Genomic DNA, 24037 nt, shown 5'->3' with positions numbered 1-24037 from the left:
ATATTTATCAAAATAGCTTCATCACGTTCTTCCTCGGCTATCCGTTTATCTTCTTCAAGAGCCGATATCACATCTTCAAAAGCAATATCTCCTTCCTGCAGAAGTTCTCTCGCTCTGTCGGTTATTTCCCGGGAAAGCCCCAGCTTGCGAGATATCTCAAAAGCATTGGATTTGCCCGGTACGCCTATAATAAGCCTATACGTAGGACTAAGCGTCTCCACGTCAAACTCCATGGAAGCATTTTCAACTCCATCAGTAGATATGGCATATTTTTTAAGCTCTGTATAATGTGTTGTGGATACGGAATAAGCTCCCATGCTGTAAAGACGTTCCAATATGGCTATTGCCAGAGCCGCTCCCTCAGTGGGATCTGTTCCCGCCCCAAGTTCATCAAGCAGCACCAAGCTCTCTTTATCAGCCTCTTGTACTATGTCGACAATATTGGTCATATGAGACGAAAATGTTGAGAGACTCTGCTCAATACTCTGTTCATCGCCTATATCTGCGAATATCTGATGATAAACCGGAAGCCTACTTCCTATTGCCGCGGGGATATGAAGACCGGTCTGCGACATCAGTGAAAGCAGTCCTGCTGTCTTAAGAGTCACAGTCTTGCCACCTGTATTAGGTCCTGTTATTACCAGCGTCCTGTACTCTCCGCCGATGGATATATCTATGGGAACAACTTTATCCGCAGCTATAAGAGGATGTCTTGCGGACTTAAGATCCATTATTCCATCTTCATTTATCTCCGGCTCTTCTCCACCCATATCCATAGAAAGCTTACCCTTGGCCATAAACAAATCGAGAGTAAGCAAAAGTTTCTGATTATTGACAAGATCGTGATAATACTCAGACACTCCCTCGGAAAGCTCCTTAAGAATCCTGTTCATCTCAGCTTTTTCGTCAAGCTCCAGCTGTCTCAGTTCGTTGTTAAGATTCACTATTGCCTGAGGCTCTATAAAAAGTGTTGCTCCGCTGCCACTCTGATCATGTACTATACCCGGAACACGACCTCTGTGTTCCTGCTTTACCGGTATGACATATCTGCCGTTTCTCATGGTAACGATGGAATCTTGTAACATAGTTTTATTATCAGCAGAATTCAGAATATGATTTAGTTTAACTTTCAAAGCTTCATTCTGTCTTACCATGGCACGTCTTATGCTTCTAAGCTCACCGCTGGCATTATCTGACATTTCATCTTCTGAGAGAATACATCTGTCGATCTCTTCCGACAGTCGTTTATGAACAGCCAGAAGTTCTGTCACCGAACATATTATGGGAACTTCAGGTATATCGCCCTTCAAAAATGATACAACTCTTTCTGCAGTTTTCATATTATAGAGGATTTTCAAAAGCTGCGCCATAGTAAGTGTTCCGCCTTTTCTGGCAAATGATACACTTTCCTCAATATCATAAAAACCACCGACAGGTAATGGCCCTTTATAATTAATCAGCCTTACCGCTTCTGTGGTTTCACCTTGACTTTCTCTTATTTGAGACACATTATCAAAAGGCCTGAGCTCTGAAATGATTTTTCTTGTCATTTCAGAGCCTGCCTTTTCTGCAAGCATGTCTATTATTTTGTCATATTCTAAAACATTTAAAGTCTTTTCTTTCATTTAGAATTATCCGTTATTATTCTTATACTTTTCCAATTCCTTCTTCAACTGGAGGTTCTCCATTTGAAGATCAAAGAAACTGTTCTCCAGCTCTTTACATTTTCCTTCGATTTCTTTCACTACCTCGTCCATACTGGTCTGCGCCTGAGCTTTGGCATTTTCAGCAGCCTGCATTAATTTTTGGATGTCTTCATCCTTTTGTTTAAGCTGACTCATAAGCTCATCCTTTTGCAATACTATAGCCTGAGTCTCTTCTTTATAATCCATGTAGTTTTTCTTAGACTCGTCCCAGAGCTGAACATAATGCTGTGCATCCTTTTCAAGCTGCATATTCATACGCTTCAATTCTTCCATTTCTTCCAAAACCTGAAAATATTCGCTGGTTATATTTATAGCTGAAAGTACTGCTATGTTAGACGGAACAACTCCGGCAGTTTTTGCCGCTTGGGTGACTTCCTGCATCTTCATATCAACATGGGCAGCCACCTGCATAATCTCTTCTTTTGTCTTTTCCCCTGCTATAACGTATTCCTGACCGTAAATTTTAACCTTTACTTTATTATTCTCCATACGAAACTCTCCTATAATTCTCTCAAGACTGCGTTAAGTTTTTCCTTCAGCGCTTCAAGTACTTTTCCGTGTACAGATGTCACTTCTTCATCAGTCAGCGTCTTATCCTTATCTCTGTATATAAGGTTGAAAGCAACGCTCTTCTTTCCCTCTTCTACCTGTTTTCCTCTGTAAACATCAAATAACCTGACATCCTCAAGTATTGATTTTCCGTACTTTTTGATAATTTCTTCTATTCTTCCTACCGCCATATCCTCATCTACAAGAAGAGCTATATCTCTTGAAGTGGATGGATATTTAGGAAGAGGTGTATAGGTCTTCTCCGTATCTGCATGCCTCATAATAGCGTCAAACATCAGCTCACAACAGTAAACTCTTACGCCATCCATACCGTAAGTTTCCGCTACATCCGGATGTATCTCACCCATTATTCCCAACTCATCGAAAAGAGCCTCTCCGTCTTCATTCTTTCGTTCTGATGATACAGCAATTCTTGCGCATCTTCCCGGATGGTAAACGCCGTACTGAGACTCGGCCTCAAATACAGCCTCCTTGATTCCTAAAACTTTTAAAAGCTCAACAATTACGCCTTTTAAGCTGAAAAAGTCTTCGTCTTTTCCATACATACCTATACATAGTGAATACTGTTCATCAGGCAAAGCATCGCTGTCCAGCATATTGGCCATAAATGTATTTCCTATTTCAAATGCCTTTACCTTATCGATATTTCTTGAATAATTTCTTGCGAGAACCTCCATCATATTCGGGGTAAGTATCGTTCTCATCACTGAATTTTCTTCACCTAAAGGGTTTATGATCTTAACAAATGCTCTTTCCCATGCATCCTCGTCTATTCTGACATTATCCACACCCTTAGGACTCACAAATGAATAAGTCTGTATTTCATTAAGCCCCATTCCGCAAAGTGAATTTCTCGTAAGATCCCTGAGTGCTCTTTCATATGATATCCCCGCCTCACAATTACCTTTAGGCAATGTAACAGGAAGCTTATCGTATCCATATATCCTTGCAATTTCCTCAATATAATCTTCTTCAGCCACAAGATCCTGTCTTATAGTCGGCGGTGTTACCGTCATTGTGTTACCTATTCCGCTCACTTTTATTTCAAGGCTTTCAAGAATATCAACCATTTCCTTTCTGGAAAGCTCTATTCCCAAAACATGATTTATCCTGTCTACTCTTATGTCTATTTTTTCTGAAATTTCAGGGGAAGGATAATTATCCACGCTTCCCTTGCAGACTTTTCCTGCTCCGATAAGCTCTATCAGTCTGCAGACCCTGTCTGCAGCAACCTCACAAAGATTTGGATCGATTCCTTTTTCGAATCTTGAAGAAGCCTCTGTACGAAGTCCAAGTTTCTTGGATGTGGCTCGCACACTGTCGCCGCTGAAATTTGCCGACTCTACTATTATTGTAGTTGTATCCTCTTCTACCTCTGAATTCAGACCTCCCATTACTCCCGCTATAGCAATCCCTCTTTCGGCATCTTTTATCAGAAGCATATCTTTTGTCATTGTTCTCTCATTATTATCCAGTGTAACAAATTTCTCGCCTTCTGAGGCGTTTTCAACTATGATCCTGCCTCCTTTCACCTGGTTAATATCAAAAGCATGTATAGGCTGTCCATATTCAAGCATAACAAAGTTGGTTATATCTACTATATTATTAATAGGTCTCATTCCGGCATACATCAGCCTTTTCTGAAGCCACCACGGAGATTGTTCCACTTTTACATCTGTAACGACTCTCGCCACGTATCTTTTGCAGCTTTCAGGATTTTTTATGTCTACAGATATGTAATCCTTTGTTTTTCCCTCGCCATTTTCTTCTTTTATATCTGTATCAGGATATGCAAAAGGCTTTTTAAATGTGGCTGCTGCTTCTCTTGCCATCCCCACCATGGCTAAACAATCAGGTCTGTTAGGCGTTATCTCAAAATCAACTACAGCCTGCTTCAGCCCCAGAGCTTCTGCAAAATCCTGCCCTATACTGTAATCGCCTTCAAGTATCCATATGCCTTCTTTATGAGCTACCGGCACAACTTTATCTTCAAAACCCAGCTCCCCGGCAGAACAAAGCATACCAAATGATTCTACGCCACGAAGCTTTCCTTTTGTTATCTTCACTCCGCCTTCCTGCTTCGGCTGACCATGAAGAGGACCCGGTATCCTGCTCTTATGAAGAGCCACCGGAACAAGTGCGCCTTCAAATACATTAGGAGCTCCCGTAACTATCTGAACCGGCTCATCCTTACCTACATTGAGACTGCAGATAACAAGCTTGTCAGCGTCCGGATGTTTTTCTATTTTCTCGATCTTTCCTACCACTACATTTTCCATTTCCTCACAGAAATGCTCACAGGTTTCCAGATTAGACCCTGACATGATCATCCTGTCACAGAATTCTTCTGTAGTAACATCCAGATCTATATAATCTCGCAGCCATTCTATTGGAACTAACATCTATTAACCCTCCTATTTGAACTGATTTATGAAGCGCATATCGTTCTCATAAAATAATCTTATATCATCGACGCCATATTTGAGCATAGCAACTCTCTCCACTCCCATACCAAAAGCGAATCCGGTGTACTTTTCCGTATCAATACCGCCTACTTCCAGCACATGCGGATGCACCATGCCGCAGCCTAATATTTCAATCCATCCGCTTCCTTTACACACTCTGCATCCTTTCCCGCCGCATTTAAAGCATGATACGTCCATTTCGGCACTCGGCTCCGTAAATGGGAAATGATGAGGTCTGAATTTAGTTTTTGTACTTGTACCGAAAAGCTGTTTTGCAAAACTGTCAAGAGTTCCTTTCAAATCAGCCATCGTGATCCCTTCATCTACCACCAAACCTTCTATCTGATGAAACATAGGTGAGTGAGTGGCATCAGGGGTATCACATCTGAAACATCTCCCCGGAGAAACAACTTTTATAGGAGGATCCTGCTTAAGCAGTGTTCTCACCTGTACCGGCGAAGTCTGAGTTCTCAGCAGTGTATCCTTTGTTATATAAAAAGTATCGGTCATATCTCTTGACGGATGATTAGGTCCGGCATTCAATGCGTCAAAGTTATTGAACACCGTTTCAACCTCGGGACCTTCTGTTATTGAAAATCCCATATTCATGAAAACTTTTGAAACTTCCTCTATAGTTATGGTAAGAGGGTGTTTAACTCCGAGATTTATTTCTTTTCCAGGCTCGGTCACATCAAGTCTTTCAATTTTAAACTGCGCTTCCTTTGCTGCTTCTTTCACAGTTTCAAATTTTTCCTCCAGGAGCTTTTCTATTTCGGCTCTGACCTTATTGGCCATCTGACCGGTTTCTTTTCGCTCTTCAGGAGACAGTTTGCCCATCCCTCTTAGGATTTCTGTAAGTCTGCCTTTCTTTCCTAAAACCTTGACTCTTATATCATCAGTCTGAGCCAGCGTGGACGCTTCTTTAAGCTGTACCTTCACCTCTTCTAAAATCTTGTTCAACTGAGCTTGCATTTTATCTACCTCTCATTTAAAATTTATCTTTTGTGACTGGTACATAAGTATGCCGGCAGCCACCGCCGCATTAAGCGACTCTATAGATCCCTCCATAGGGATCTTTATTTTTAAATCTGCGCTGTTTATAAAATCATCCCTTACACCTTGTCCTTCGTTGCCTATAACAACAGCAACATTCGATGTAAGGTCAACATCAAAACAACTGACATCCGTATCAAAACATGTAACGACCATTTTTTTCCCTGTAATCTTAATCAGCTCTGTCGCCTCAGCAACTGTGTCTGCATTTATGACAGGCATTCTGAAAAGTGATCCTGCCGCAGCTCTTACAACCTTTGGCGAATACACATCTCCGCTCCCTCGCATCATGATAATTCCCTTATAACCTGCAGCCTCGGCAGTCCTTATTATCGTCCCTATATTCCCCGGATCCTGCAACCTATCCATGATCAATATATTACCATCTTTAACAGATTCAGAAAAACTTTTATTATCATACGAATATTTCTCAGCAACAGCTATTATCCCCTGAGACGACTCAGTATCAGAAAGCCTGTTAAATAAATCACGGCTCAGAATAATAGTATCCGTTTCCGTAAAAACCGGTCTGTTTTCCGTTCCTTCACGCAAAAATACCGTTTTTATTTTTACATCCATATAAAACGCATCCTCGAGAGGTTTAACGCCTTCAAGAAGATACATGCCTGTTTCATCTCTGTATTTCTTTTTTAAAAGCCTGAGAGCTTTTTTGTATATAGAATTATTCTTTGACGTAATAATTTTCATTATTTATGAAATCAGAACAATAGCCGGTCATAACCGGCTATTGGAATACTCTTTTCCTTTCTCTATCTCTGCAAGAAAGTAGGAATGTCAATGCGTGACGATCCTTTGTAAACATCATCCTCAGCAGCCGCAGTCTTCTGTTCCTGTGGTTCTTCCACATTTGTGCTGTTTTCCAGAGGACTTGTTCCAGGGATAACAGAACTGTTAAGCAAATCACTGTTGCTTTTCTCAAATCCGGCAGCAATTACCGTCACTGATATTTCATCCTGCAGATCTTCCTTGATGGACGCTCCCAAAATAATTATAGCATTTTTATCAGCTTCTTCATCAATCTGACTTGCGACTTTGTCCACATCAAACATGGTAAGATCCCTGCCGCCTGTTATATTGATAAGAACCGCTCTTGCTCCCGATATCTTGGTTTCAAGAAGAGGGCTGTCAATAGCATCTCTGACCGCATCGTTGAGCTTGTCCTCGCCTTTTCCGACTCCCACTCCCATATGTACGATTCCTCTATCCTTCATAATCGTAGTAACATCGGCAAAGTCAAGATTTATAAGGGCATCATCAACTATGATATCGGAAATACCCTGAACACCTTTTTTGAGAACCTCATCGGCGAGTTCAAAAGCCTCTAAAAGAGAGGTCTGTTCCTGAACAGTCTCAAGTAGTTTATCATTAGGAACCACTACGAGAGAATCAACATACTTTTTAAGAAACTTTATTCCAAGTTCAGCATGTTCACTTCTCTTCTTTCCTTCAAATCTGAAAGGCTTTGTAACAACACCCACGGTCAAAATCCCCATATCCTTAGCTATCTTAGCTATTATAGGAGCTGCTCCGGTACCGGTACCTCCTCCCATTCCGCATGTGACAAAGATCATATCAGAACCTGCGATGAATTTTTCAAGATCTTCCAGATTTTCTTCTGCCGATTTCTGACCTACCTCAGGATTTCCTCCCGCCCCCAGACCTTTCGTAAGCTTCTCACCTATCTGTATTTTGGTTTCGGCCTTACTCTTAGCAAGAGCCTGCTTGTCTGTATTTACGGCTATGAAAGAAACGCCTTTCATGCCTCCGTCTATCATCCTATTAACTGCGTTACATCCGCCGCCACCGACACCAATTACTTTTATCGTCTGCAGCGTCGAGTCATTCATCTCAAATTGTAACATCCAGAGGTACCTCCTATATTTTTATACTTCATAGTTTGAAAATGCAAATTTTAAAAGCATTTTTTTAAATTAAGAACAGGCCCCGGTTTACACGGTTGCCTGTCATATCGTCAAAAACGATATTCCATATTCCTACGTAATAAACATTTACATTATAACATACAAATTTTATGGCGTAAAGGAACAATAATTATTACTGCTTATATTGATAACACCGCTTTCCACGCTTTTCTGATATAAGTTGTAAATAACCGTTCTCAAAGCATCTGATCTTATCGCTTCCAATACATTATCATATTTTCCTTTGCATACAAGATCATCATAAACATATGCTTCTACATTATTTTTTTCGATTTTTATCTTTTTAAAATAAAGATCGTTCTCCTCTGTAGTCTTGATAAGCTCCATTACCTTATCATATATGCCTGTCTCTTCTACTTCTATATTTTTCTTGAGTTCAGCGTTCTTAACAGTTACATTTTCCACAAGAGTGACTTCCCGAGCTTCTTCAGCCACCTCAAGCACCATTCCATCATTGTCAGTAATCAAATATTTCTTTCCTTTGACAAACTGTGCCTTGCCGCTGCGCTCAGTAACATGTATTTCAATCTTATCGGGAAGCTTTCTGTCTACATCCACGTCTTCTACATAAAGATTCTTCTTTATTTTTCTCTGGACAAACCATGGATGCACATCAAAAAGATTCATTCCTGTCTTAAGCTCTGAAAGCTTTATTATCTCTTCATCCGAAATTTCTTTATTCCCTACTACTGCAATACCGTCTACGTCAAAATAATCGATATGCGACGCAAAATATAACCCTGTACATATCATGATAAACAATATAAATCTCAGCAGATAATGTTTTTTACGCCGCTTCTTTTTTTTCGCCATTTTTTCCGTACGGTTATCACTTCTCATTTTCTCTAATTTCTCCGCCTAACAGTCTTATCTTTTCTTCTAATTTGCTATATCCCCTTTTAATATATTTAGTGTTTCTTATGACAGTATCTCCTTCAGCCATGAGACCTGCAATAATAAGAGCCGCACCTCCCCTGAGATCTTCGGCTTTGACATCTGTGCCACACAATATATTGTTATTATTTATTATAACTTTTTTTTCGGATATTTCAATATCCGCCCCCATTTTTTTCAGCTGTTTTACATATTCCATTCTGTTTTCAAAGATATTTTCCTCTACTGACGATCCTCTGCCGGCTTTAGTGAGAAAAGCTGTAAGCTGAGGCTGCAAATCCGTAGGAAATCCCGGATAAGGAGCTGTATGTATATGACATCTCACATGTTCGCTTCCACTGGCTTTCGCCCATATTTCATTTTTACTGTATCCTATGCCATAACCGCTCTGCTCCAGGATTGATATAAGTGGAGCTATTAACCTGCGGTCAGTCTCTTTAAGAAGTATCTCTCCTTCCGTAGCCAGAGCCATCAAAAGATACGTGCCCGCTTCTATTCTGTCAGAAATTATTTTGTGTTCGCATCCCTTGAGATCTTTACCGCCTATCACTTCTATCACATTAGTACCAGCTCCTTTCACGCATCCTCCGCAGCGATTTATATACTGCTGCAGATCGATGATCTCCGGCTCTCTGGCACTATTTTCTATTCTTGTGACACCTTCAGCGGCCATTGCCGCCAGCATTAGATTTTCCGTCGCACCCACACTGGGATAATCCAAACTGATATGGGCTCCTTTTAAATTTTCCGCCTGCAGCTTTATAGTCTCTGCTGTATGTACTACATGTACTCCCATCTTTCTAAGGCCTTTTATATGAAGATCTATAGGTCTTTCTCCAATCCTGCAGCCTCCCGGATTACTTATAACAGCTTCACCGCATCTGGCCAGAAGTGATCCTGCCAGAAAGACACTGGAACGCATCTCTTTCATCAGCTCATCCGGTATCCTGCATTCAGAAAGATACGATGCATTGACACACAAAGTATCTCCGTCACGGATTACTTTGCAGCCCAGAGCATTCAATATCTTTACCATGCTTTCTACATCCGATATATCAGGACACATAGTAAATATATTCTCCCCTTTAGTAATGACAGACGCTGCAAGTATAGGAAGCACCGCGTTTTTTGCCCCTGAGATCTTCACTTCACCCGAAAGCCGATTGCCGCCCTTTACATGATAATCACTCAAAAAAAACACCTCCGAACCATATTCTATAATATGTCGGAGGTGTCTTTATCGTTACTGTTTACTGTCTTATTTCAGAACCCATTATATTATCACATATTATTTTTGTTGCCTTTAAAGGCGCACATGAGCGACTTTTTTCTGACATATCTTTTAATATTCCTGAATTATTTTTGAGTTTAAGTATTTCAGACACCAGCTTATCATTATTAAGTTCCTTTTCTTCTATCACTATAGCTCCGCCTTTATCAGCAACTGCCTTTGCATTAAAAAACTGATGATTACCTGTTACAAGAGGCGATGGTATGAAGATAGCCGGTTTGCCGCAGACAGTAGCTTCAGCCACTGTAAGCGCCCCGCTTCTGCTTATGACCAGATCAGATGCGGCCAGATATTTAGCCATATCATAAATATACTCCATTATTCTGACATTGTTTTCTACTTTTATACCTTTGTCTTCAAGCTCTTTATTTATAGCGTCGTAATAATACCCTCCTGTGGCAAGACATATCTTAAAATCTTTTACACCATTAAAAGTTTCTATTATTTTAAGCATAGCTTTATTTACCCTGCCAGCGCCTTGACTGCCTCCGAAAGCCAGCAGAACAAAGTCAGCTGGTTTAAAACCAAGTTCAGCCCTTGCCTCTTCTCTGCTCGTCGTAATGAATTCACTCCTTACAGGATTTCCTGCAACCACATGTTTCTCTGGATATTTAAAATATTTGGATGCCTCTTCAAATCCCAAAAAAAGCTTTTTTACATTCTTTTCCAGCAATTTGTTAGCCATTCCGGGAACAGCATTCTGCTCATGGACATAAGTAGGTATATCCATCTTCTGAGCCGCCTTCATTATCGGAGCACTGGCATAGCCGCCGGTGCCTATGACCACATCAGGCCTGAACTCCTTAAGTATTTCACGGGAGCGTCTGCCCCCTTTCCTCAATTTTTTCATGACTTCAATATTTTTCAAAAGATGTTGTCTGTTAAATCCATCTGCCGATATAAGTTCAATATTATATCCGTTCTCCGGAACCAGTGTGCTTTCCAGCCCTATTTCAGAGCCTACAAAAAGTATCCGGGAATCGGGCTTTCTTTTTTTTATCTCATCAGCGATGGCTATGGCAGGATATATATGGCCTCCTGTACCTCCACAAGTCATTATTACTTTCATTTAATTCACTCCCATATTTTTCGGCCCATGCCTTGATATATTTATCAGTACTCCTGCGGAAAACATGAATATAAGCAATGCGTTTCCGCCGTAGCTTATGAAAGGCAGATTTATTCCTGTAGGAGGCATAGATGATGTTACCACCGCTATGTTCAAAATAACTTGTATGGCTACCATGAGAACTATTCCCGATGCCAGCAGCATACCGAACTGATCCGGCGCATTTATAGCTACATGTGTACCTCTCCATATAAAAAGACAGTACAGAACTATAAGCAAAAGAAGTCCTACAAAGCCGAGTTCTTCGCCTATTATGGCAAGAATAAAGTCATTTTGAGGTTCCGGAAGATACAGGTTTTTCTGCACGCTCTTACCAAGCCCCACACCGAACAAACCTCCTGATCCTAAAGCCAGAAGTGACTGAACTGCCTGATAACCTTCATTGAGAGGATCGGCAAAAGGATCTGTAAAGCTGGTCAACCTTGTATACCAATAGCTATCCTTCATAAAAAGCACTATGCTGAGTATACCTGCTATCCCTACACCTCCGGCAGTAACAACATACCGCCATTTCAGTCCTGCTACAAGCATCATGGCTATGATAATTCCACATACTGTTATAGCTGTGGACAAGTTAGGCTGCATTATTATAAGCCCGCCATATACACCTGCAACTCCAATGAGAGGCAATATGCCTCTCAATATGGACTTTATGCGATTAGTGTCTTCACTTAAAAACCATGCTACAAATAATATAGCCGCCAGCTTAGCTATTTCTCCCGGCATTATAGTAATCGGCCCCAGCCTCAGCCATCTCGTAGCTCCGTTTGTAGTCTGGCCGAGCGGAGTCAAAACCAATATGAGCAAAATGACACTTAGGATACAAACAGGTATAGCCAATTTTTTATACCTTCTGTAATCAAAGGCTGCGCCGAATATCATGGCACCCAGCCCTATAATCACCCACATGCCATGCCTCAGCAGATAACTGTATGCAGTCCCGTCCTGACTTATTGAATAATAATAACTTGCACTGAAAACCATTATCAGTCCGAATATCACCAGCATTAATGTAAAAAGCATCAGCCAGAAGTCCCCTGATTTAAGTTTTATTTTTTTTCTGTTTTTCTTAACCTTCTTTTCTGCTCTTTCCAATTATGTTCGTCACCTTTCCAAAGCTTGAACACAAGCTTTAAAATGCTTTCCTCTCTGTTCAAAACTCGTATACATATCCCAGCTGGCGCATGCAGGCGAAAGCAGCACAACATCCCCGGGCTGAGCTATTCTGTAAGCTTCCCTTACACAAGCTTCCATATCTTTTAATATTATAGAATTGGTAAATCCTTCTTTTTCAGCGACCTCTTTTATTTTTGTTGCGGTCTTCCCCATAAGAAGAAGAGTTTTTACTCTTCCTTCAAAGGCTTTTACAAATTCATCAAAAGAAGCATCTTTATCATATCCTCCCGCTATAAGTATTATATTTTCCTTCATGGCTTCTATAGCTTTTATGGATGCATCCGGATTTGTTCCTTTAGAGTCGTTGACAAACCTTATATCATCTATAGTATTACAAAGTTCTATTCTATGTTCCACTCCTCTGAATTCTCTTAGAACTTTTCCGATCACTTCCGGTTCTATTCCTCCGAAATACGCTATAGCACAAGCCGCAAGAGCATTCTCCAAATTATGTGCTCCTGGTATCTGCAGATCAACAGGTCTGCAGATCTCTGTTATTTTTCCATCTTCATCTTTTATTATTATCGTATCTCCATCTACATAAACGCCAAAATCAAGAGTTGTCTTCCGGCTGAAAGGAACTACTTTGGCATTACAGTTTTCCGTCAGCCCAAGGCATTCTTTATCATCATAATTTACTACGCAATACTGATCAGGAGTCTGATTCTTAAAAACTGCGGCCTTAGCTCTTCCATAATTTTCCATGGTTTTATGTCTGTCTATATGATCAGGAGTCAAGTTTAAAATTGCTGATACTTCAGGTCTGAAATCCTTTATTGTCTCAAGCTGAAAGCTGCTTGTTTCTGTTATAAGCCAACTGTCCTCTTCTGCTGCCAAAGCCTTTGATATGACAGCTACCCCTATATTGCCGACCACATAAGTCTTCTTACCTGCCTCTTTATATATCTCTCCCACTAACGTAGTAGTGGTAGTCTTACCGTTAGTACCGGTTATAGCTACATATTGGCCGCTTCCTATTCGATACGCAATCTCAAGTTCACCGATTATCTCAGCACCTGCAGTCTTTGCTTTTTTTATAAAGTTCAATTCGGGAGATACTCCCGGGCTGAGTATAAGCATATCGAATATACTCATATCATCAGGTTCACAGCCCAGATAACATGTTACTGACTTGTCTCTGAGAAAAGCCAAAAGCTGGGAGTCTATGCTGTCTTCTGCTTTATTATCCTGAACCGATACATCAGCTCCGAGTTTAACCATCGCCTGCGCTGCTGCTTTTCCTGATTTGCCCATGCCTACTACAAGTATTTTCTTATTTGTTATATCTGTTACGTTTCCCTTTGACATTGTACCTTCTCCTAACCTAACGAATATTTAAATAATTCCCAAACCTATTACACAGCATATGACTGTAAATATCCAAAATGCTATAACTACATGAACTTCCTTAAATCCGCACTTTTCAAAGTGATGATGTATCGGAGCCATTTTAAAAATCCTCTTTCCTTTAGTCAGTTTGAAATAACCCACCTGAAGCACTACAGACAACGCTTCTATCACATATATAAGTCCTACTATAGGAAGAAGCAGCTCCATTTTCATGACTATTGCCGCCGCTGCCAGACCGCCTCCCAGCGCCAATGAACCTGTATCACCCATAAATATCTTAGCCGGGTTCTTATTAAAAACCAAAAATCCCAAGCATCCCCCACAGACAGCCGCACAGAAATATGTTCCTGAAGCTATTCCATAAGTAAGTCCGCCCACTGAGAAAAACAGCGTAACAAGAGCTGTAACACCTGAAGCCAGCCCATCAAGTCCATCAGTTAAATTCACAGCATTCGTCATGGCCAGTACCACGAAAACAATAAAAGGAATATACCATATGCCAAAATCCACATAAACATCAGCTATTGGAATATATACATTAGTGCTTCCCTGGGCGTAGTTGGCGAGAAATACTGCCAAAGCAACAGATATAACTATCTGCAGACCGAATTTTTGATATGCTCGCAGCCCCAGATTATTTTTCTTTATAACCTTAAGATAATCATCAAAGAAACCTATAAATCCAAATCCCAGAAATACGAAAAGAATAACCAGCATATCTGATACACTGCCACCCCACACAAGACCCGCAATAAGAGTGGCTGCCACTGCACTTATTATTATGGCTATACCTCCCATACTGGGAGTACCCGCTTTAGACAAATGGGACTGAGGACCATCTTCTCTTATATTCTGTCCCGCCTTAGCCCTCAAAATAGGAATCTCCAGCTTTGTCAAAACAACAGAGATTATAAACGCTATTATAATAATTATTCCGATATTAATGTAACTCATGGCGTCTCCTAAATTTTTAAAACTTTTTCTACTATCTGTTCCATCTTCATTGCTCTGGAACCTTTAACTAAGATTATGTCCCCAGGACCTATCAGTTGATTCATTTTATCATATAAATCTTCTTTTTTTTCAAAATAGATAGCCTCAGGCTTTCCTCCTGAAGCCCCTTCAGCTATATACTTTGCCATACAGCCCACAGCTATCACTTTATCTATACGAAGTCCTCTTGCAAAAAGCCCGACGCTCAAATGCTGTCTCTGACTTTGCTCTCCAAGTTCATACATATCTCCAAGTATTGCTGTTTTACTGCCGCTGCAGGGGCTTTTTTCCAGAACTTTCATTGCGCTTTTCATGGAATCCGGGCTTGCATTATAAGTATCATCAATAACCGTAACTCCATGATTTTCAAGGCATTTAAGCCTGCTCCCCGTAAGTTCAACCTTTGAAAGGCCTATGTTCTCCTGATCTTCAGAAACTTCCAGAAGATCACCAACAGCTAACGCCAGTGTTCCATTTACAGCATTATGCCTTCCTGGAACAGGGATCCTGATCTTTCTGTTTTTTTCCATATGCTCAAGAGTAAACTGTATACCTTTTAACCCAAAATCATCAATATGGGATATTATATAATCACTTTTTCCATCCGATCCCACTACTATCTGACTATATTGGCCTTCTGTGTTTTCTCTGGTCAAAAATTCTCCATCCCACGGAAATATCAGTGTTCCGGGATTCCCCTTATAAGAAGTTATATGTTTTGTCACTTCCATCTTAGCTTTGAATATACCTTCACGGCTCCCCAGATTTTCTATATGTGAAACTCCGATATTTGTTATAACTGCTATGTGAGGTTTCACTATTTCTGCCAGTCTGTCAATCTCTCCGAATTTGTCCATACCCATTTCGAGTACAGCAGCCTGCATACTGCTGTCAAATTGAAATATTGAAAGCGGAAGACCTATATCATTATTAAAATTCTTCATATTTCTTCCACATGAGAATTTTTCTTTCAGGACATAGTATATCATATCCCTTGTGGAAGTCTTTCCCACGCTTCCAGTAACTGCAATCTTTATGAGATCTAAAGTATCAAGATAGTATTTAGCCAGCTCTCCCATGGCATAAACAGTATCATCTACTTCTATAACATTAAAATCTATTGCATCCACATCATCCGGCCATCCATTTTGATGAGATACCAAAACAGTTCTGCACCCGGATCTTAATGCCTGAGGTATGTATTTATGGCCGTCCTGTTTCTCTCCCGACACAGCAACGAACATATCTCCGGCCCCGCACTCACGCGAATCATGCTTGACTCCTGTTATGAAATTTTCACCGCACTTTTTTATTAAAGAACCGTTTACTGCTTTAACAACAGCGTCTATTGATATTTTATCCATATATACCTGCTTATTTATATAAATAAATTTTACTGCCTTTTTTTACTTTAGTTCCTGCCGCAGGATACTGTTTAGTAACTATGAAATTACTTTCAGCTGCAGCATCCTCATCTGTATCATAAGACAATGAATCACCGGCCAATATTCCAATGGCTTCACTTATCTGCTGGCCTACTACGTCAGGCACTTCCACTTTTTCTTTATCTGCTTCCTTTTGGCTTTCTTCATCAGGAGAAATATTGAGATATCTCAGCGAATCCGAAAGGATCTGCTGCACTCCCGGAGCAGCAGTAACGCTTCCGTATCTTACACCTTCAGGACTGTCGGCTATTACAAGGACTGCAATCTGGGGATCATCCATAGGCGCCATGGCAATACAGGAAGAATAAGTATCTCCACTGTATCCCGAACCGTCTTCCTTTACTTTCTCAGCTGTACCGGTCTTTGCTCCGACTTTGTATCCTTCAACGGCAGCAGTTCCGCCGCCGCCTTCATCTACTACAAACTGCATTATATCACATATCTCGTCAGCAGTTTCTTTAGATACCACCTGTCTTACTACCTTTTCATCAAATTTTTCTACTGTATTGCCGTCGGAATCCTTGAGTTCTTTGACAAGCCGCGGTTCCATCAGTTTTCCTTCATTTCCGAAGGCGCTTACAGCTGTTATCAACTGTATAGGTGTCAGCGCAACACCCTGCCCGAATCCTATGGTAGCAAGACCAACAGGACCCGCCGTTTCCTTTGACTGCAAGATAGCAGTACCTTCACCGGGAAAATCTATACCTGTTGTTCCTGTTATACCAAAGGTTGCCATGTAATTATAGAATTTATCTATACCTATATCAGTTGCCAACTTGACAAAAACAGGGTTGCATGAATTACCGACTGCTTGTTTCAGGTTCTGAGTTCCATGCGGATTCTCACTCCTCCAGCAGTGGATAGTCTGACCTGCTACTACTACAGATCCCGTACAAGTAAACGTAGCATCAAGATCAGTAATACCCTCCTCAAGAGCTATAGCAGTTGTAAGAAGTTTAAATGTGGATCCCGGCTCATATACGTCCGATATTAATGAGTTTCTCCACATTTTATTCCAATATGCTACTTTTTCACTGTCAGACATCTTTTCAAGCTTTTTCTGTTCTTCTTTATCAAGAGGTGTCTTAGGATCATTCAGATCGAACTCAGGAGTCTGTGCCATAGCCAGTATTTCTCCGTTTTTGGGGTTCATAACTATAGCCATGACTCTTTTGGAACTGGTCTTTTCCTGAACTTGCGCTATAGCCTTTTCCGTATAATGCTGTATCACCTGATCTATAGTAGTCACTATACTATATCCGTCCTCTGCCTGATAATACTTTTCTTTTCCGTAAGACAGCCTGTTTCCACTGGTGTCAGTATAATTTATCCACCTTCCCGAAACGCCGCTCAAATATGTATTATACTGCAACTCTAATCCCGAAAGACCTGAGTTATCATCTGTTACTGTTCCAAGAGTGTGGGATGCAAAAGCTCCCAAAGGATAACTTCGTTTCGTATCTTCCGCTATTTCAATACCAGAAAGTTTAGCTTCTCTTATTTTATCAGCGGTATCCTTGTCTACACCTTTTTTTATTTTGACTATGCTCTGTTCTTTAGTTACCTGTTCTTTCACATCCTCATAATCAAGTTCCAGTGTCTGTGAGAGAGTTTTGGCAACCTTTTCTATATTAGCATTCTTCTCTTCCTTAGTTTCCCCTGATTTTACATCCGTAGGTCTTGCCCATATAGTATAACATGTCACACTGACAGCAAGCTCATTGCCGTTTGTATCATAGATCATTCCCCGTTCTGCTTCTATCGGCGTGTCTCTTGTTTGCTGCTCAACTGCTTTTTCCGAATATTCGCTCCCCTTTACGATCTGTATCCAGCCTAATCTAATGCATAGTATCAAAAGGCAGACAAAAACAATAATCAAGATTATTATCAAATTTTTTTTACTGCTATTTAATGTCGTCACTTTACTCCCCTCTACATAAAAAGTGATCCCGGACATATTTATCAGTTTTATCTGTCCGGGTACCATAGTTACATTTTATTATCATCAACTACGACATATTATATTTTTTTTGATCAATTATATGCCTTTTCCTTTATTATATCGGAAAACCCTTCTTCGGGGATATCATCGCTTGTTATATATACCCTGTCTTTATCGCTCGGATATGCCATTTTCAGTTCGCTTGTCGCTTTGCTTTCTATGTAATCCACATTATTGGCACTGTAAACCTTAACTTGAAGATTCTCTATCTCTCCCATTAAAGCACTGTTTTCTTTTATCATAGAATTTATATTATATCTGAGATTAGCTGTATATGCTGTTATTATTATTAAGACTATCATTGCTATGCCTACAGCCAACACCATGGAAAACGCCACTTTTTTTCCGCTTCCTATAGGAAGAGTAATCTTTTTGGAGCTCCGTTTCCTCCTTGAGCGTATCCTGGTCTCAGGCTTCGGTTTCATATCCAGTCCATATTTTTGATAATTTTTTTGATATTCATACCATCTTTCAGGTGCTATCATCTCAATACCTCTTCTTTTCTATAACCCTCAGCTTAGCGCTTCTCGCTCTGGGATTATCATTCAGTTCATCTTTTCCGGAAACTATCGGTTTTCCTGTAACTTTCTTCATATCAGACACTTTTCCACAGACACATACAGGAAACTCTTTCGGACATGTACATGGATTAAGTCTTCTGTTAAAAGATTCCTTGACTATGCGATCTTCAAGAGAATGGAAAGTTATTATGCATAACCTTCCTCCCGGAAGTAATATGTCACAGAATTCATCTATGGCATGTTTCAACTGCTCCAGTTCACTGTTTACTTCTATTCTGATGGCCTGAAATGTCCTTTTGGCAGGATGGGGACCATCTCTTCTGGCTGATGCCGGAATTGCCGCCTTTATTATATCCACAAGCTGCCCTGTAGTTTCTATCTTGCCGTTCTTTCGTTTGTTAACGATAAAATCACTTATACGTGATGCCCATTTTTCTTCACCGTAATTTTTTATAATCTCGGCCAGATGATTCTTATCATATCCATTGACAACGTCATATGCTGAAAATTCATCATCTCTGTTCATCCTCATATCTAATGGGGCATCCTGCATATATGAGAACCCTCTGCCTTTATTATCAAGCTGAAACGAAGAAACGCCTATATCCAGAAGTGCTCCGTTTATGCCGTCTATTCCCAGATTTTCCAGCACTCCTCTTATGTTGGAATATGTATCATGAACAAGCTTCACTGCACAGCTTACATCTGAAAGCCTCTTTCCGGCTGCCTCTATTGCATCTGTATCTCTGTCTATACCTATGAGAGTACCGTCTTTACCAAGATGTTCTGCAATACCCAGTGCATGACCGCCCCCTCCCAGAGTGCCGTCAACATAAATTCCGTTTTCTTTTATCTTTAAATTTGAAATACATTCTTCGTAAAGAACGGGGACATGATTAAAATCCATATTGTTCCATGCTTTCCGCCACTTCACTGGCATTCATCAATTCTCCTGTGTCAGGATCAAGTTCATCATCCCAGTTCTGCCTGCTCCATATTTCAATGGTCTTATCGCTTCCTACTGTGATGAGATCTTTCTCTATTCCTGCATATTCTTTAAGTTCCTGCGGTATGGTAAGCCGTCCCTGCTTGTCCACATCACATTCTGCTGCCGATGAATAGAAATGACGTTTCAGTTTTCTGGCTTGAGGGTTTCCCGTCGGAAGAATATCCAGTTTTTCCTCAACGAATTTCTCCCATTGTTTTCTGGGATAAATGGTGAGACACTTGTCCAAAGATTTAGCTATGATACATCTGCCTTCAAGATCATCTCTGAATTTTGCAGGCACTATTATTCTCGACTTGCTGTCTATTGAGTTGTAATATTTGCCTACAAACATTTATTTAGTTCCCTCCCATTTTTGTTTTACTCCATTTTAAACCACTTCAAACCATTTATCAACAAATTCACTCCACTGATGATTAATTTTACTCCAAAAATAAAAAATACACAAGAATTCTTTTCCATTTACTCTGTCCACAATACTATATATCGTATCAGTAACAAAGAATACGGCACCATATTGTATTTTTATCAATTCCCCTTAAAGTGGTTCAATTCGGAAGTAAAAAAATGATATTTTCTACAAAAAAAGCAGAACGTTCTTTCCTTCGTTCTGCTCTCATAAACAACTCAATTTAGAGATATTATATTTTATAATTTCACAGCCACAGGCTCATCCAGCCAAAGAAAATCTTCTCCTGTAACGCAATCGTAAGCCAATATCCTGACTCCTGCAGTATCTGCCAAGCGCAGTACCTGTCCAAAATCTTCATGTGTCTTATCATTAGAAATAAACATATCCACACCTTTCATCTGTATGACAAATATCACATATGACCGGTACCCATCATCTGCAGCTTTAATCAGTTCTTTTATATGTTTTACACCTCTCTGCGTAGGCGCATCAGGAAACATTGCTACTCCATTGTTTTCCAGGGTCACACCCTTTACTTCCACAAGCGCTTTTCTGCCTTTTGAATCCTTCACATAAAAATCGAGCCTTGAATTTCCATAGCTATACTCACCTTTCACATATTCTGTCTTATCCATTGACGGAAGCACAAGTTTTCCGGATTCCAAAGCCTCCCTGACCACTTTATTAGGCGCCTGCGAATCCATGTTTACTATTACAGAATATTTCGAGATATTTTTTCTTACACCTATAAGCGAATACCTGAGCTTCCGAGTTCCCATTTTTGCATCAAAATCTTCCAAAAACACCTCTGCTCCCGGAACAAGCAATTCTCTGCACCGCCCTGTGTTTTTAACATGTACTTTGAAAATCCGACCTGACATTTCAACATCAGCAAGAAATCTATTGTGTCTTTTTATAAATTTTCCGCAACATACTTTTTCATACTTCATATAACAATTTTACCAAATACTAATGCTAAATGGAAAAACTTTCTTACAATTTTCTTATATTTTCTTTAATTCTCTTGAAAGGCTTCATTTTTAAGTGTAGAATATCGGTAAAGTATAGCATTTCATACAAAGACGTATATAGGAGAATTATGATGAACAAATTAAAGGGATTGAGTTTCGTGTTCCTGGCTGTAGTGATATTCTCAATGTCAGTTCTTACAGGATGCGGAGAAGAAAAATCAGGAAACACGATTAATGAACCTGAGATAACTGTCGATTATCTCAGAACAGACTATGCCCAGCAGCTTACTACTGACGGAGCCGAGATAATGCTGGGGACTGTGGAACTTAATAAAAACGAAGATTCTTATAATGTCACAATAACAGAAAAAGAAGTCGTTCCAAGTTCCAGTTATGACGAAGGATATTATATTGCCGACACAAATGTTACAAAAGAAGCAACGCTCGGTTCAGATGCCAGAATGACATGTCAAGTCGATGGAAAAGAACAGGTCATTAAAGCCGGCGATTTCATAAAAAACCATGAAAACAATCCGGAACAACTCTATACTGTATACCTTATGGGCGATTCTGCCGAACTAATACTTGCCACAGAACCCAAAGATGTAATTACGGAATAATATTTGCCTTCACTGTTTTTTTCAGCAGCAGTCTTTTGTAAATATTTCTCATATAATAAAATTTAAACCTTCTGAGAAAATTTTTCACAGAAGGTTTTTTTCTACATTTCTTTAAAATCGACCCATTCCTTGGCATCTTCCACATCCTGCTCCGAAGGAATCGCTACATTAGATCCCTTTTCTCTTTTTGCGGCATTAGCAAGAGGGAATGTCCTGAAAGCTTCTTTTAGATTTTCTTTCATAGATACTTCTCCTTTTAAGCTTATTCTGCCACAGAAAGTATTTCCTATTCTCAGGGATCTTTAGTTTTCTACACATTAAACAGAAAGTGCATCACATCTCCGTCTTTCACGATATATTCCTTCCCTTCTGACCGTACAAGACCTTTTTCTTTTGCGGTTGCCAAGTTTCCTCCGCACTCCATCAATTTATCATACGCTATTGTTTCTGCTCTTATAAATCCCTTCTCGAAATCTGTATGTATTTTTCCTGCTGCCCCCGGAGCTTTGGTTCCTCTTTTTACTGTCCACGCTCTTACTTCAGGCTCTCCTGCAGTAAGGAAAGAAATAAGATCCAGAAGCTTGTATGAAGCTTTTACAAGCTTATCCAGACCGGATTCATTTATTCCCATCTCTTCGAGGAACATAATCTTTTCATCATCCTCAAGCTCCGCCATCTCAGCTTCTATCTTAGCACATACCACAATAACATCAGATCCCTCACTCCTCGCAAAATCTCTGACTTGTCTGATATACTCATTATCCTCGGCAGCTGCGTCATCTTCTGAAACATTGGCTGCATAAATCACGGGTTTATATGAAAGAAGTTCAAGATTCTTTACAAACTCGGCTTCTTCCTCAGTAAGATCCATGGCTCTCGCAGATTTTCCCTCTCCAAGAAACTCCGCTATACGTTTAAGCAGATCCAATTCTTTCTGAAGACTTCTATCACCCTTCAAATTTTTTGTCGTTTTCTGTATACGTCTTTCCAAAACCTCCATATCAGACAAAATAAGCTCGGTATTTATAGTTTCTATATCCGATATCGGATTGATCTTGCCGTCTACATGAACTACATTGGCATCATCAAAGCACCTTACCACATGAACGATGGCGGCTACTTCTCTTATATGCCCCAGAAATTTATTGCCAAGGCCTTCACCTTTTGATGCTCCTTTTACCAGTCCTGCAATATCGTAGAACTCTATAGTGGCATATACTGTTTTTTTTGAATTATATACCTCATGAAGAACCTTGATCCTTTCATCAGGAACAGTGACTACCCCTACATTCGGTTCTATAGTACAGAAAGGATAATTGGCCGCCTCTGCTCCGGCTCTTGTTATAGCATTGAAAAGTGTACTCTTTCCTACATTAGGCAAACCTACGATTCCTAATTTCATTTTATCTTCTACCTGTACGGAAATCTTTGATCTTTAAAGATTTCTTCCTTTCATTAAATTTATTGTACGCCTCTGCCACACCTGTTTTAGAAACTGTGTACTGCGTTTGCCAGTGATTCATTCATAACATGAACATATCTGCCCATTTCTGTCTCAATACTTGCGTGTCTTATTATATAGTATTGCTCTGGCTTTTTCAATGTGATACATTTAAAATACTGCGTCTTTGATTTTCAGAATTTCAAAAAATATTGAAGGCATTGAAAAAGTTCCCACATATCAACTTATATATGGGAACTTCCGACTTTTTCTTTAACTGTTTTTACTATGACGTCTGTATAATATAATATATGCAATGACGCAAAGTATTATCACTGTTACGCTAAGTACCTGCGCCTGCCTGAATGGACCTATCATAAGACTGTCAGTCCGCAGCCCTTCCACGAAAAACCTTTCTGCTGAATACAGCCCGCAGTACAGCAGTAATGTCTGCCCTTCAAATCTACGCCTGTTATCTATATATATGAGAAAAAGGAACAACAAGAAGCACCAGATAGACTCATATAAAAATGTAGGGTGAACCGACTGCCCATTTACAGTTATGGCCCAGGGCAGATCAGTAGGCCCACCATGAGCTTCTGAATTAAAATAATTTCCCCACCTTCCTATAGACTGAGCGACAGCTATACAGGGGGCCGCCAAGTCCAATACATTAAGAGGCCGTATTTTCCATATAGAACAGAGTATCATCACAGTGATGAATCCCATTATAAGCCCCCCATGTATAGCAAGGCCTCCGGCTCTGATATTTAATATGTCTTTTATATTTCCTGAATACATAGACCAGTTAAACATCACATAATAAATCCGTGAGCCTATTATTGCCAAGGGAATACATATTATAACAAAATTAAGAATCTGATCTGAAGTCAGATCATGTTTAGGAGCTCGTCTGCAGCATATTATTGTGGCAATGATCATTCCCGAAGTTATCAGAACCGCGTACCACATTATATCAATACCAAAAACAGAGAAAGCTACCGGATCAGGTGTAGGCATATTTTCCT

Annotated in this window: 22 protein-coding genes; 1 reads left to right on the top strand and 21 read right to left on the bottom strand. The window is 40.0% G+C overall.

Annotated features, from left to right (window positions below):
* The 18 genes from ACLR96_RS02175 to sfsA form a co-directional block, all read right to left on the bottom strand.
* A partial coding sequence (locus ACLR96_RS02175) for an endonuclease MutS2 (RefSeq protein WP_412265093.1) occupies positions 1–1625 on the bottom strand: 1625 nt, incomplete at its 3' end.
* A 6-nt stretch (positions 1626–1631) separates the two neighbouring features.
* Positions 1632–2195 (bottom strand): cell division protein ZapA, encoded by a 564-nt coding sequence (locus tag ACLR96_RS02170; RefSeq protein ID WP_177270396.1) that lies wholly within the window; start codon positions 2193–2195, stop codon positions 1632–1634.
* A gap of 11 nt (positions 2196–2206) precedes the next feature.
* Positions 2207–4678, bottom strand: coding sequence for a phenylalanine--tRNA ligase subunit beta (gene pheT / locus ACLR96_RS02165; RefSeq protein ID WP_177270394.1), 2472 nt, complete (start codon positions 4676–4678; stop codon positions 2207–2209).
* 12 nt (positions 4679–4690) lie between these two features.
* Entirely contained in the window at positions 4691–5713 is a 1023-nt protein-coding gene (gene pheS, locus ACLR96_RS02160) for a phenylalanine--tRNA ligase subunit alpha (protein WP_177270392.1), read from the bottom strand.
* Positions 5714–5725: 12 nt separating this feature from the next.
* Positions 5726–6502, bottom strand: coding sequence for a TrmH family RNA methyltransferase (locus ACLR96_RS02155; RefSeq protein WP_177270390.1), 777 nt, complete (start codon positions 6500–6502; stop codon positions 5726–5728).
* 62 nt (positions 6503–6564) lie between these two features.
* Positions 6565–7677, bottom strand: a complete 1113-nt coding sequence (gene ftsZ / locus ACLR96_RS02150; RefSeq protein WP_177270388.1) for a cell division protein FtsZ — start codon at positions 7675–7677, stop codon at positions 6565–6567.
* A 168-nt stretch (positions 7678–7845) separates the two neighbouring features.
* Complete coding sequence (locus ACLR96_RS02145) at positions 7846–8598, bottom strand: FtsQ-type POTRA domain-containing protein (protein ID WP_177270386.1); 753 nt, start codon at positions 8596–8598, stop codon at positions 7846–7848.
* Positions 8588–9844 (bottom strand): UDP-N-acetylglucosamine 1-carboxyvinyltransferase, encoded by a 1257-nt coding sequence (murA, locus tag ACLR96_RS02140; protein ID WP_177270384.1) that lies wholly within the window; start codon positions 9842–9844, stop codon positions 8588–8590. The genes ACLR96_RS02145 and murA overlap by 11 nt, the downstream gene beginning before the upstream one ends.
* Positions 9845–9902: 58 nt before the next feature.
* Positions 9903–11012: an undecaprenyldiphospho-muramoylpentapeptide beta-N-acetylglucosaminyltransferase gene (gene murG / locus ACLR96_RS02135; protein WP_177270382.1), complete on the bottom strand. Its 1110-nt coding sequence runs from the start codon at positions 11010–11012 to the stop codon at positions 9903–9905.
* Positions 11013–12167, bottom strand: coding sequence for a putative lipid II flippase FtsW (gene ftsW / locus ACLR96_RS02130; protein ID WP_243206936.1), 1155 nt, complete (start codon positions 12165–12167; stop codon positions 11013–11015).
* A 9-nt stretch (positions 12168–12176) separates the two neighbouring features.
* Complete coding sequence (murD, locus tag ACLR96_RS02125) at positions 12177–13556, bottom strand: UDP-N-acetylmuramoyl-L-alanine--D-glutamate ligase (RefSeq protein WP_177270380.1); 1380 nt, start codon at positions 13554–13556, stop codon at positions 12177–12179.
* 27 nt (positions 13557–13583) lie between these two features.
* Positions 13584–14552, bottom strand: a complete 969-nt coding sequence (gene mraY, locus ACLR96_RS02120) for a phospho-N-acetylmuramoyl-pentapeptide-transferase (RefSeq protein ID WP_177270378.1) — start codon at positions 14550–14552, stop codon at positions 13584–13586.
* 8 nt (positions 14553–14560) lie between these two features.
* Positions 14561–15955, bottom strand: coding sequence for a UDP-N-acetylmuramoyl-tripeptide--D-alanyl-D-alanine ligase (locus ACLR96_RS02115; RefSeq protein ID WP_177270376.1), 1395 nt, complete (start codon positions 15953–15955; stop codon positions 14561–14563).
* 10 nt (positions 15956–15965) lie between these two features.
* Entirely contained in the window at positions 15966–17957 is a 1992-nt protein-coding gene (locus ACLR96_RS02110) for a penicillin-binding transpeptidase domain-containing protein (RefSeq protein WP_177270374.1), read from the bottom strand.
* 113 nt (positions 17958–18070) lie between these two features.
* The gene (locus ACLR96_RS02105) at positions 18071–18523 is read right to left on the bottom strand and encodes a cell division protein FtsL (protein WP_177270372.1); all 453 of its coding nucleotides are present in this window, start codon (positions 18521–18523) and stop codon (positions 18071–18073) included.
* A gap of 1 nt (position 18524) precedes the next feature.
* A complete protein-coding gene (rsmH, locus tag ACLR96_RS02100) occupies positions 18525–19466 on the bottom strand; it encodes a 16S rRNA (cytosine(1402)-N(4))-methyltransferase RsmH (protein ID WP_177270458.1) in 942 nt (313 codons plus the stop codon).
* Positions 19456–19899, bottom strand: coding sequence for a division/cell wall cluster transcriptional repressor MraZ (mraZ, locus tag ACLR96_RS02095; RefSeq protein WP_177270370.1), 444 nt, complete (start codon positions 19897–19899; stop codon positions 19456–19458). Before mraZ ends, rsmH begins: the two co-directional genes overlap by 11 nt.
* A 314-nt stretch (positions 19900–20213) precedes the next feature.
* Positions 20214–20927: a DNA/RNA nuclease SfsA gene (gene sfsA / locus ACLR96_RS02090; RefSeq protein WP_177270368.1), complete on the bottom strand. Its 714-nt coding sequence runs from the start codon at positions 20925–20927 to the stop codon at positions 20214–20216.
* 152 nt (positions 20928–21079) lie between these two features.
* Between sfsA and ACLR96_RS02085 the strand changes: the two genes are divergently transcribed.
* Complete coding sequence (locus ACLR96_RS02085) at positions 21080–21568, top strand: hypothetical protein (protein ID WP_177270366.1); 489 nt, start codon at positions 21080–21082, stop codon at positions 21566–21568.
* A 101-nt stretch (positions 21569–21669) separates the two neighbouring features.
* Here the strand turns inward: ACLR96_RS02085 and ACLR96_RS02080 are convergent, their stop codons facing one another.
* The 3 genes from ACLR96_RS02080 to lgt form a co-directional block, all read right to left on the bottom strand.
* Positions 21670–21810 (bottom strand): CDIF630_02480 family spore surface protein, encoded by a 141-nt coding sequence (locus tag ACLR96_RS02080; RefSeq protein WP_177270365.1) that lies wholly within the window; start codon positions 21808–21810, stop codon positions 21670–21672.
* 68 nt (positions 21811–21878) lie between these two features.
* Complete coding sequence (gene ychF / locus ACLR96_RS02075) at positions 21879–22970, bottom strand: redox-regulated ATPase YchF (RefSeq protein ID WP_177270362.1); 1092 nt, start codon at positions 22968–22970, stop codon at positions 21879–21881.
* A gap of 312 nt (positions 22971–23282) precedes the next feature.
* On the bottom strand, positions 23283–24029 hold the full coding sequence (gene lgt / locus ACLR96_RS02070) for a prolipoprotein diacylglyceryl transferase (RefSeq protein WP_177270361.1): 747 nt from the start codon (positions 24027–24029) through the stop codon (positions 23283–23285).
* Positions 24030–24037 lie beyond the last annotated feature (8 nt).

This window comes from Lentihominibacter sp., assembly GCF_046951855.1.
In the GTDB taxonomy this organism is placed as follows: domain Bacteria; phylum Bacillota; class Clostridia; order Peptostreptococcales; family Anaerovoracaceae; genus Lentihominibacter; species Lentihominibacter hominis.
This window is presented reverse-complemented; position numbering and strand designations above follow the sequence as displayed.

Bases quoted from the DNA above. Each gene is read 5' to 3' on its own strand.
- ACLR96_RS02170 (WP_177270396.1), bottom strand. From the start codon at position 2,195: ATGGAGAATAATAAAGTAAAGGTTAAAATTTACGGTCAGGAATACGTT.
- pheT (WP_177270394.1), bottom strand. From the start codon at position 4,678: ATGTTAGTTCCAATAGAATGGCTGCGAGATTATATAGATCTGGATGTT.
- pheS (WP_177270392.1), bottom strand. From the start codon at position 5,713: ATGCAAGCTCAGTTGAACAAGATTTTAGAAGAGGTGAAGGTACAGCTT.
- ACLR96_RS02155 (WP_177270390.1), bottom strand. From the start codon at position 6,502: ATGAAAATTATTACGTCAAAGAATAATTCTATATACAAAAAAGCTCTC.
- ftsZ (WP_177270388.1), bottom strand. From the start codon at position 7,677: ATGTTACAATTTGAGATGAATGACTCGACGCTGCAGACGATAAAAGTA.
- ACLR96_RS02145 (WP_177270386.1), bottom strand. From the start codon at position 8,598: ATGAGAAGTGATAACCGTACGGAAAAAATGGCGAAAAAAAAGAAGCGG.
- murG (WP_177270382.1), bottom strand. From the start codon at position 11,012: ATGAAAGTAATAATGACTTGTGGAGGTACAGGAGGCCATATATATCCT.
- murD (WP_177270380.1), bottom strand. From the start codon at position 13,556: ATGTCAAAGGGAAACGTAACAGATATAACAAATAAGAAAATACTTGTA.
- mraY (WP_177270378.1), bottom strand. From the start codon at position 14,552: ATGAGTTACATTAATATCGGAATAATTATTATAATAGCGTTTATAATC.
- ACLR96_RS02115 (WP_177270376.1), bottom strand. From the start codon at position 15,955: ATGGATAAAATATCAATAGACGCTGTTGTTAAAGCAGTAAACGGTTCT.
- ACLR96_RS02105 (WP_177270372.1), bottom strand. From the start codon at position 18,523: ATGATAGCACCTGAAAGATGGTATGAATATCAAAAAAATTATCAAAAA.
- rsmH (WP_177270458.1), bottom strand. From the start codon at position 19,466: ATGGATTTTAATCATGTCCCCGTTCTTTACGAAGAATGTATTTCAAAT.
- mraZ (WP_177270370.1), bottom strand. From the start codon at position 19,899: ATGTTTGTAGGCAAATATTACAACTCAATAGACAGCAAGTCGAGAATA.
- sfsA (WP_177270368.1), bottom strand. From the start codon at position 20,927: ATGAAGTATGAAAAAGTATGTTGCGGAAAATTTATAAAAAGACACAAT.
- ACLR96_RS02085 (WP_177270366.1), top strand. From the start codon at position 21,080: ATGAACAAATTAAAGGGATTGAGTTTCGTGTTCCTGGCTGTAGTGATA.
- ACLR96_RS02080 (WP_177270365.1), bottom strand. From the start codon at position 21,810: ATGAAAGAAAATCTAAAAGAAGCTTTCAGGACATTCCCTCTTGCTAAT.
- ychF (WP_177270362.1), bottom strand. From the start codon at position 22,970: ATGAAATTAGGAATCGTAGGTTTGCCTAATGTAGGAAAGAGTACACTT.
- lgt (WP_177270361.1), bottom strand. From the start codon at position 24,029: ATGCCTACACCTGATCCGGTAGCTTTCTCTGTTTTTGGTATTGATATA.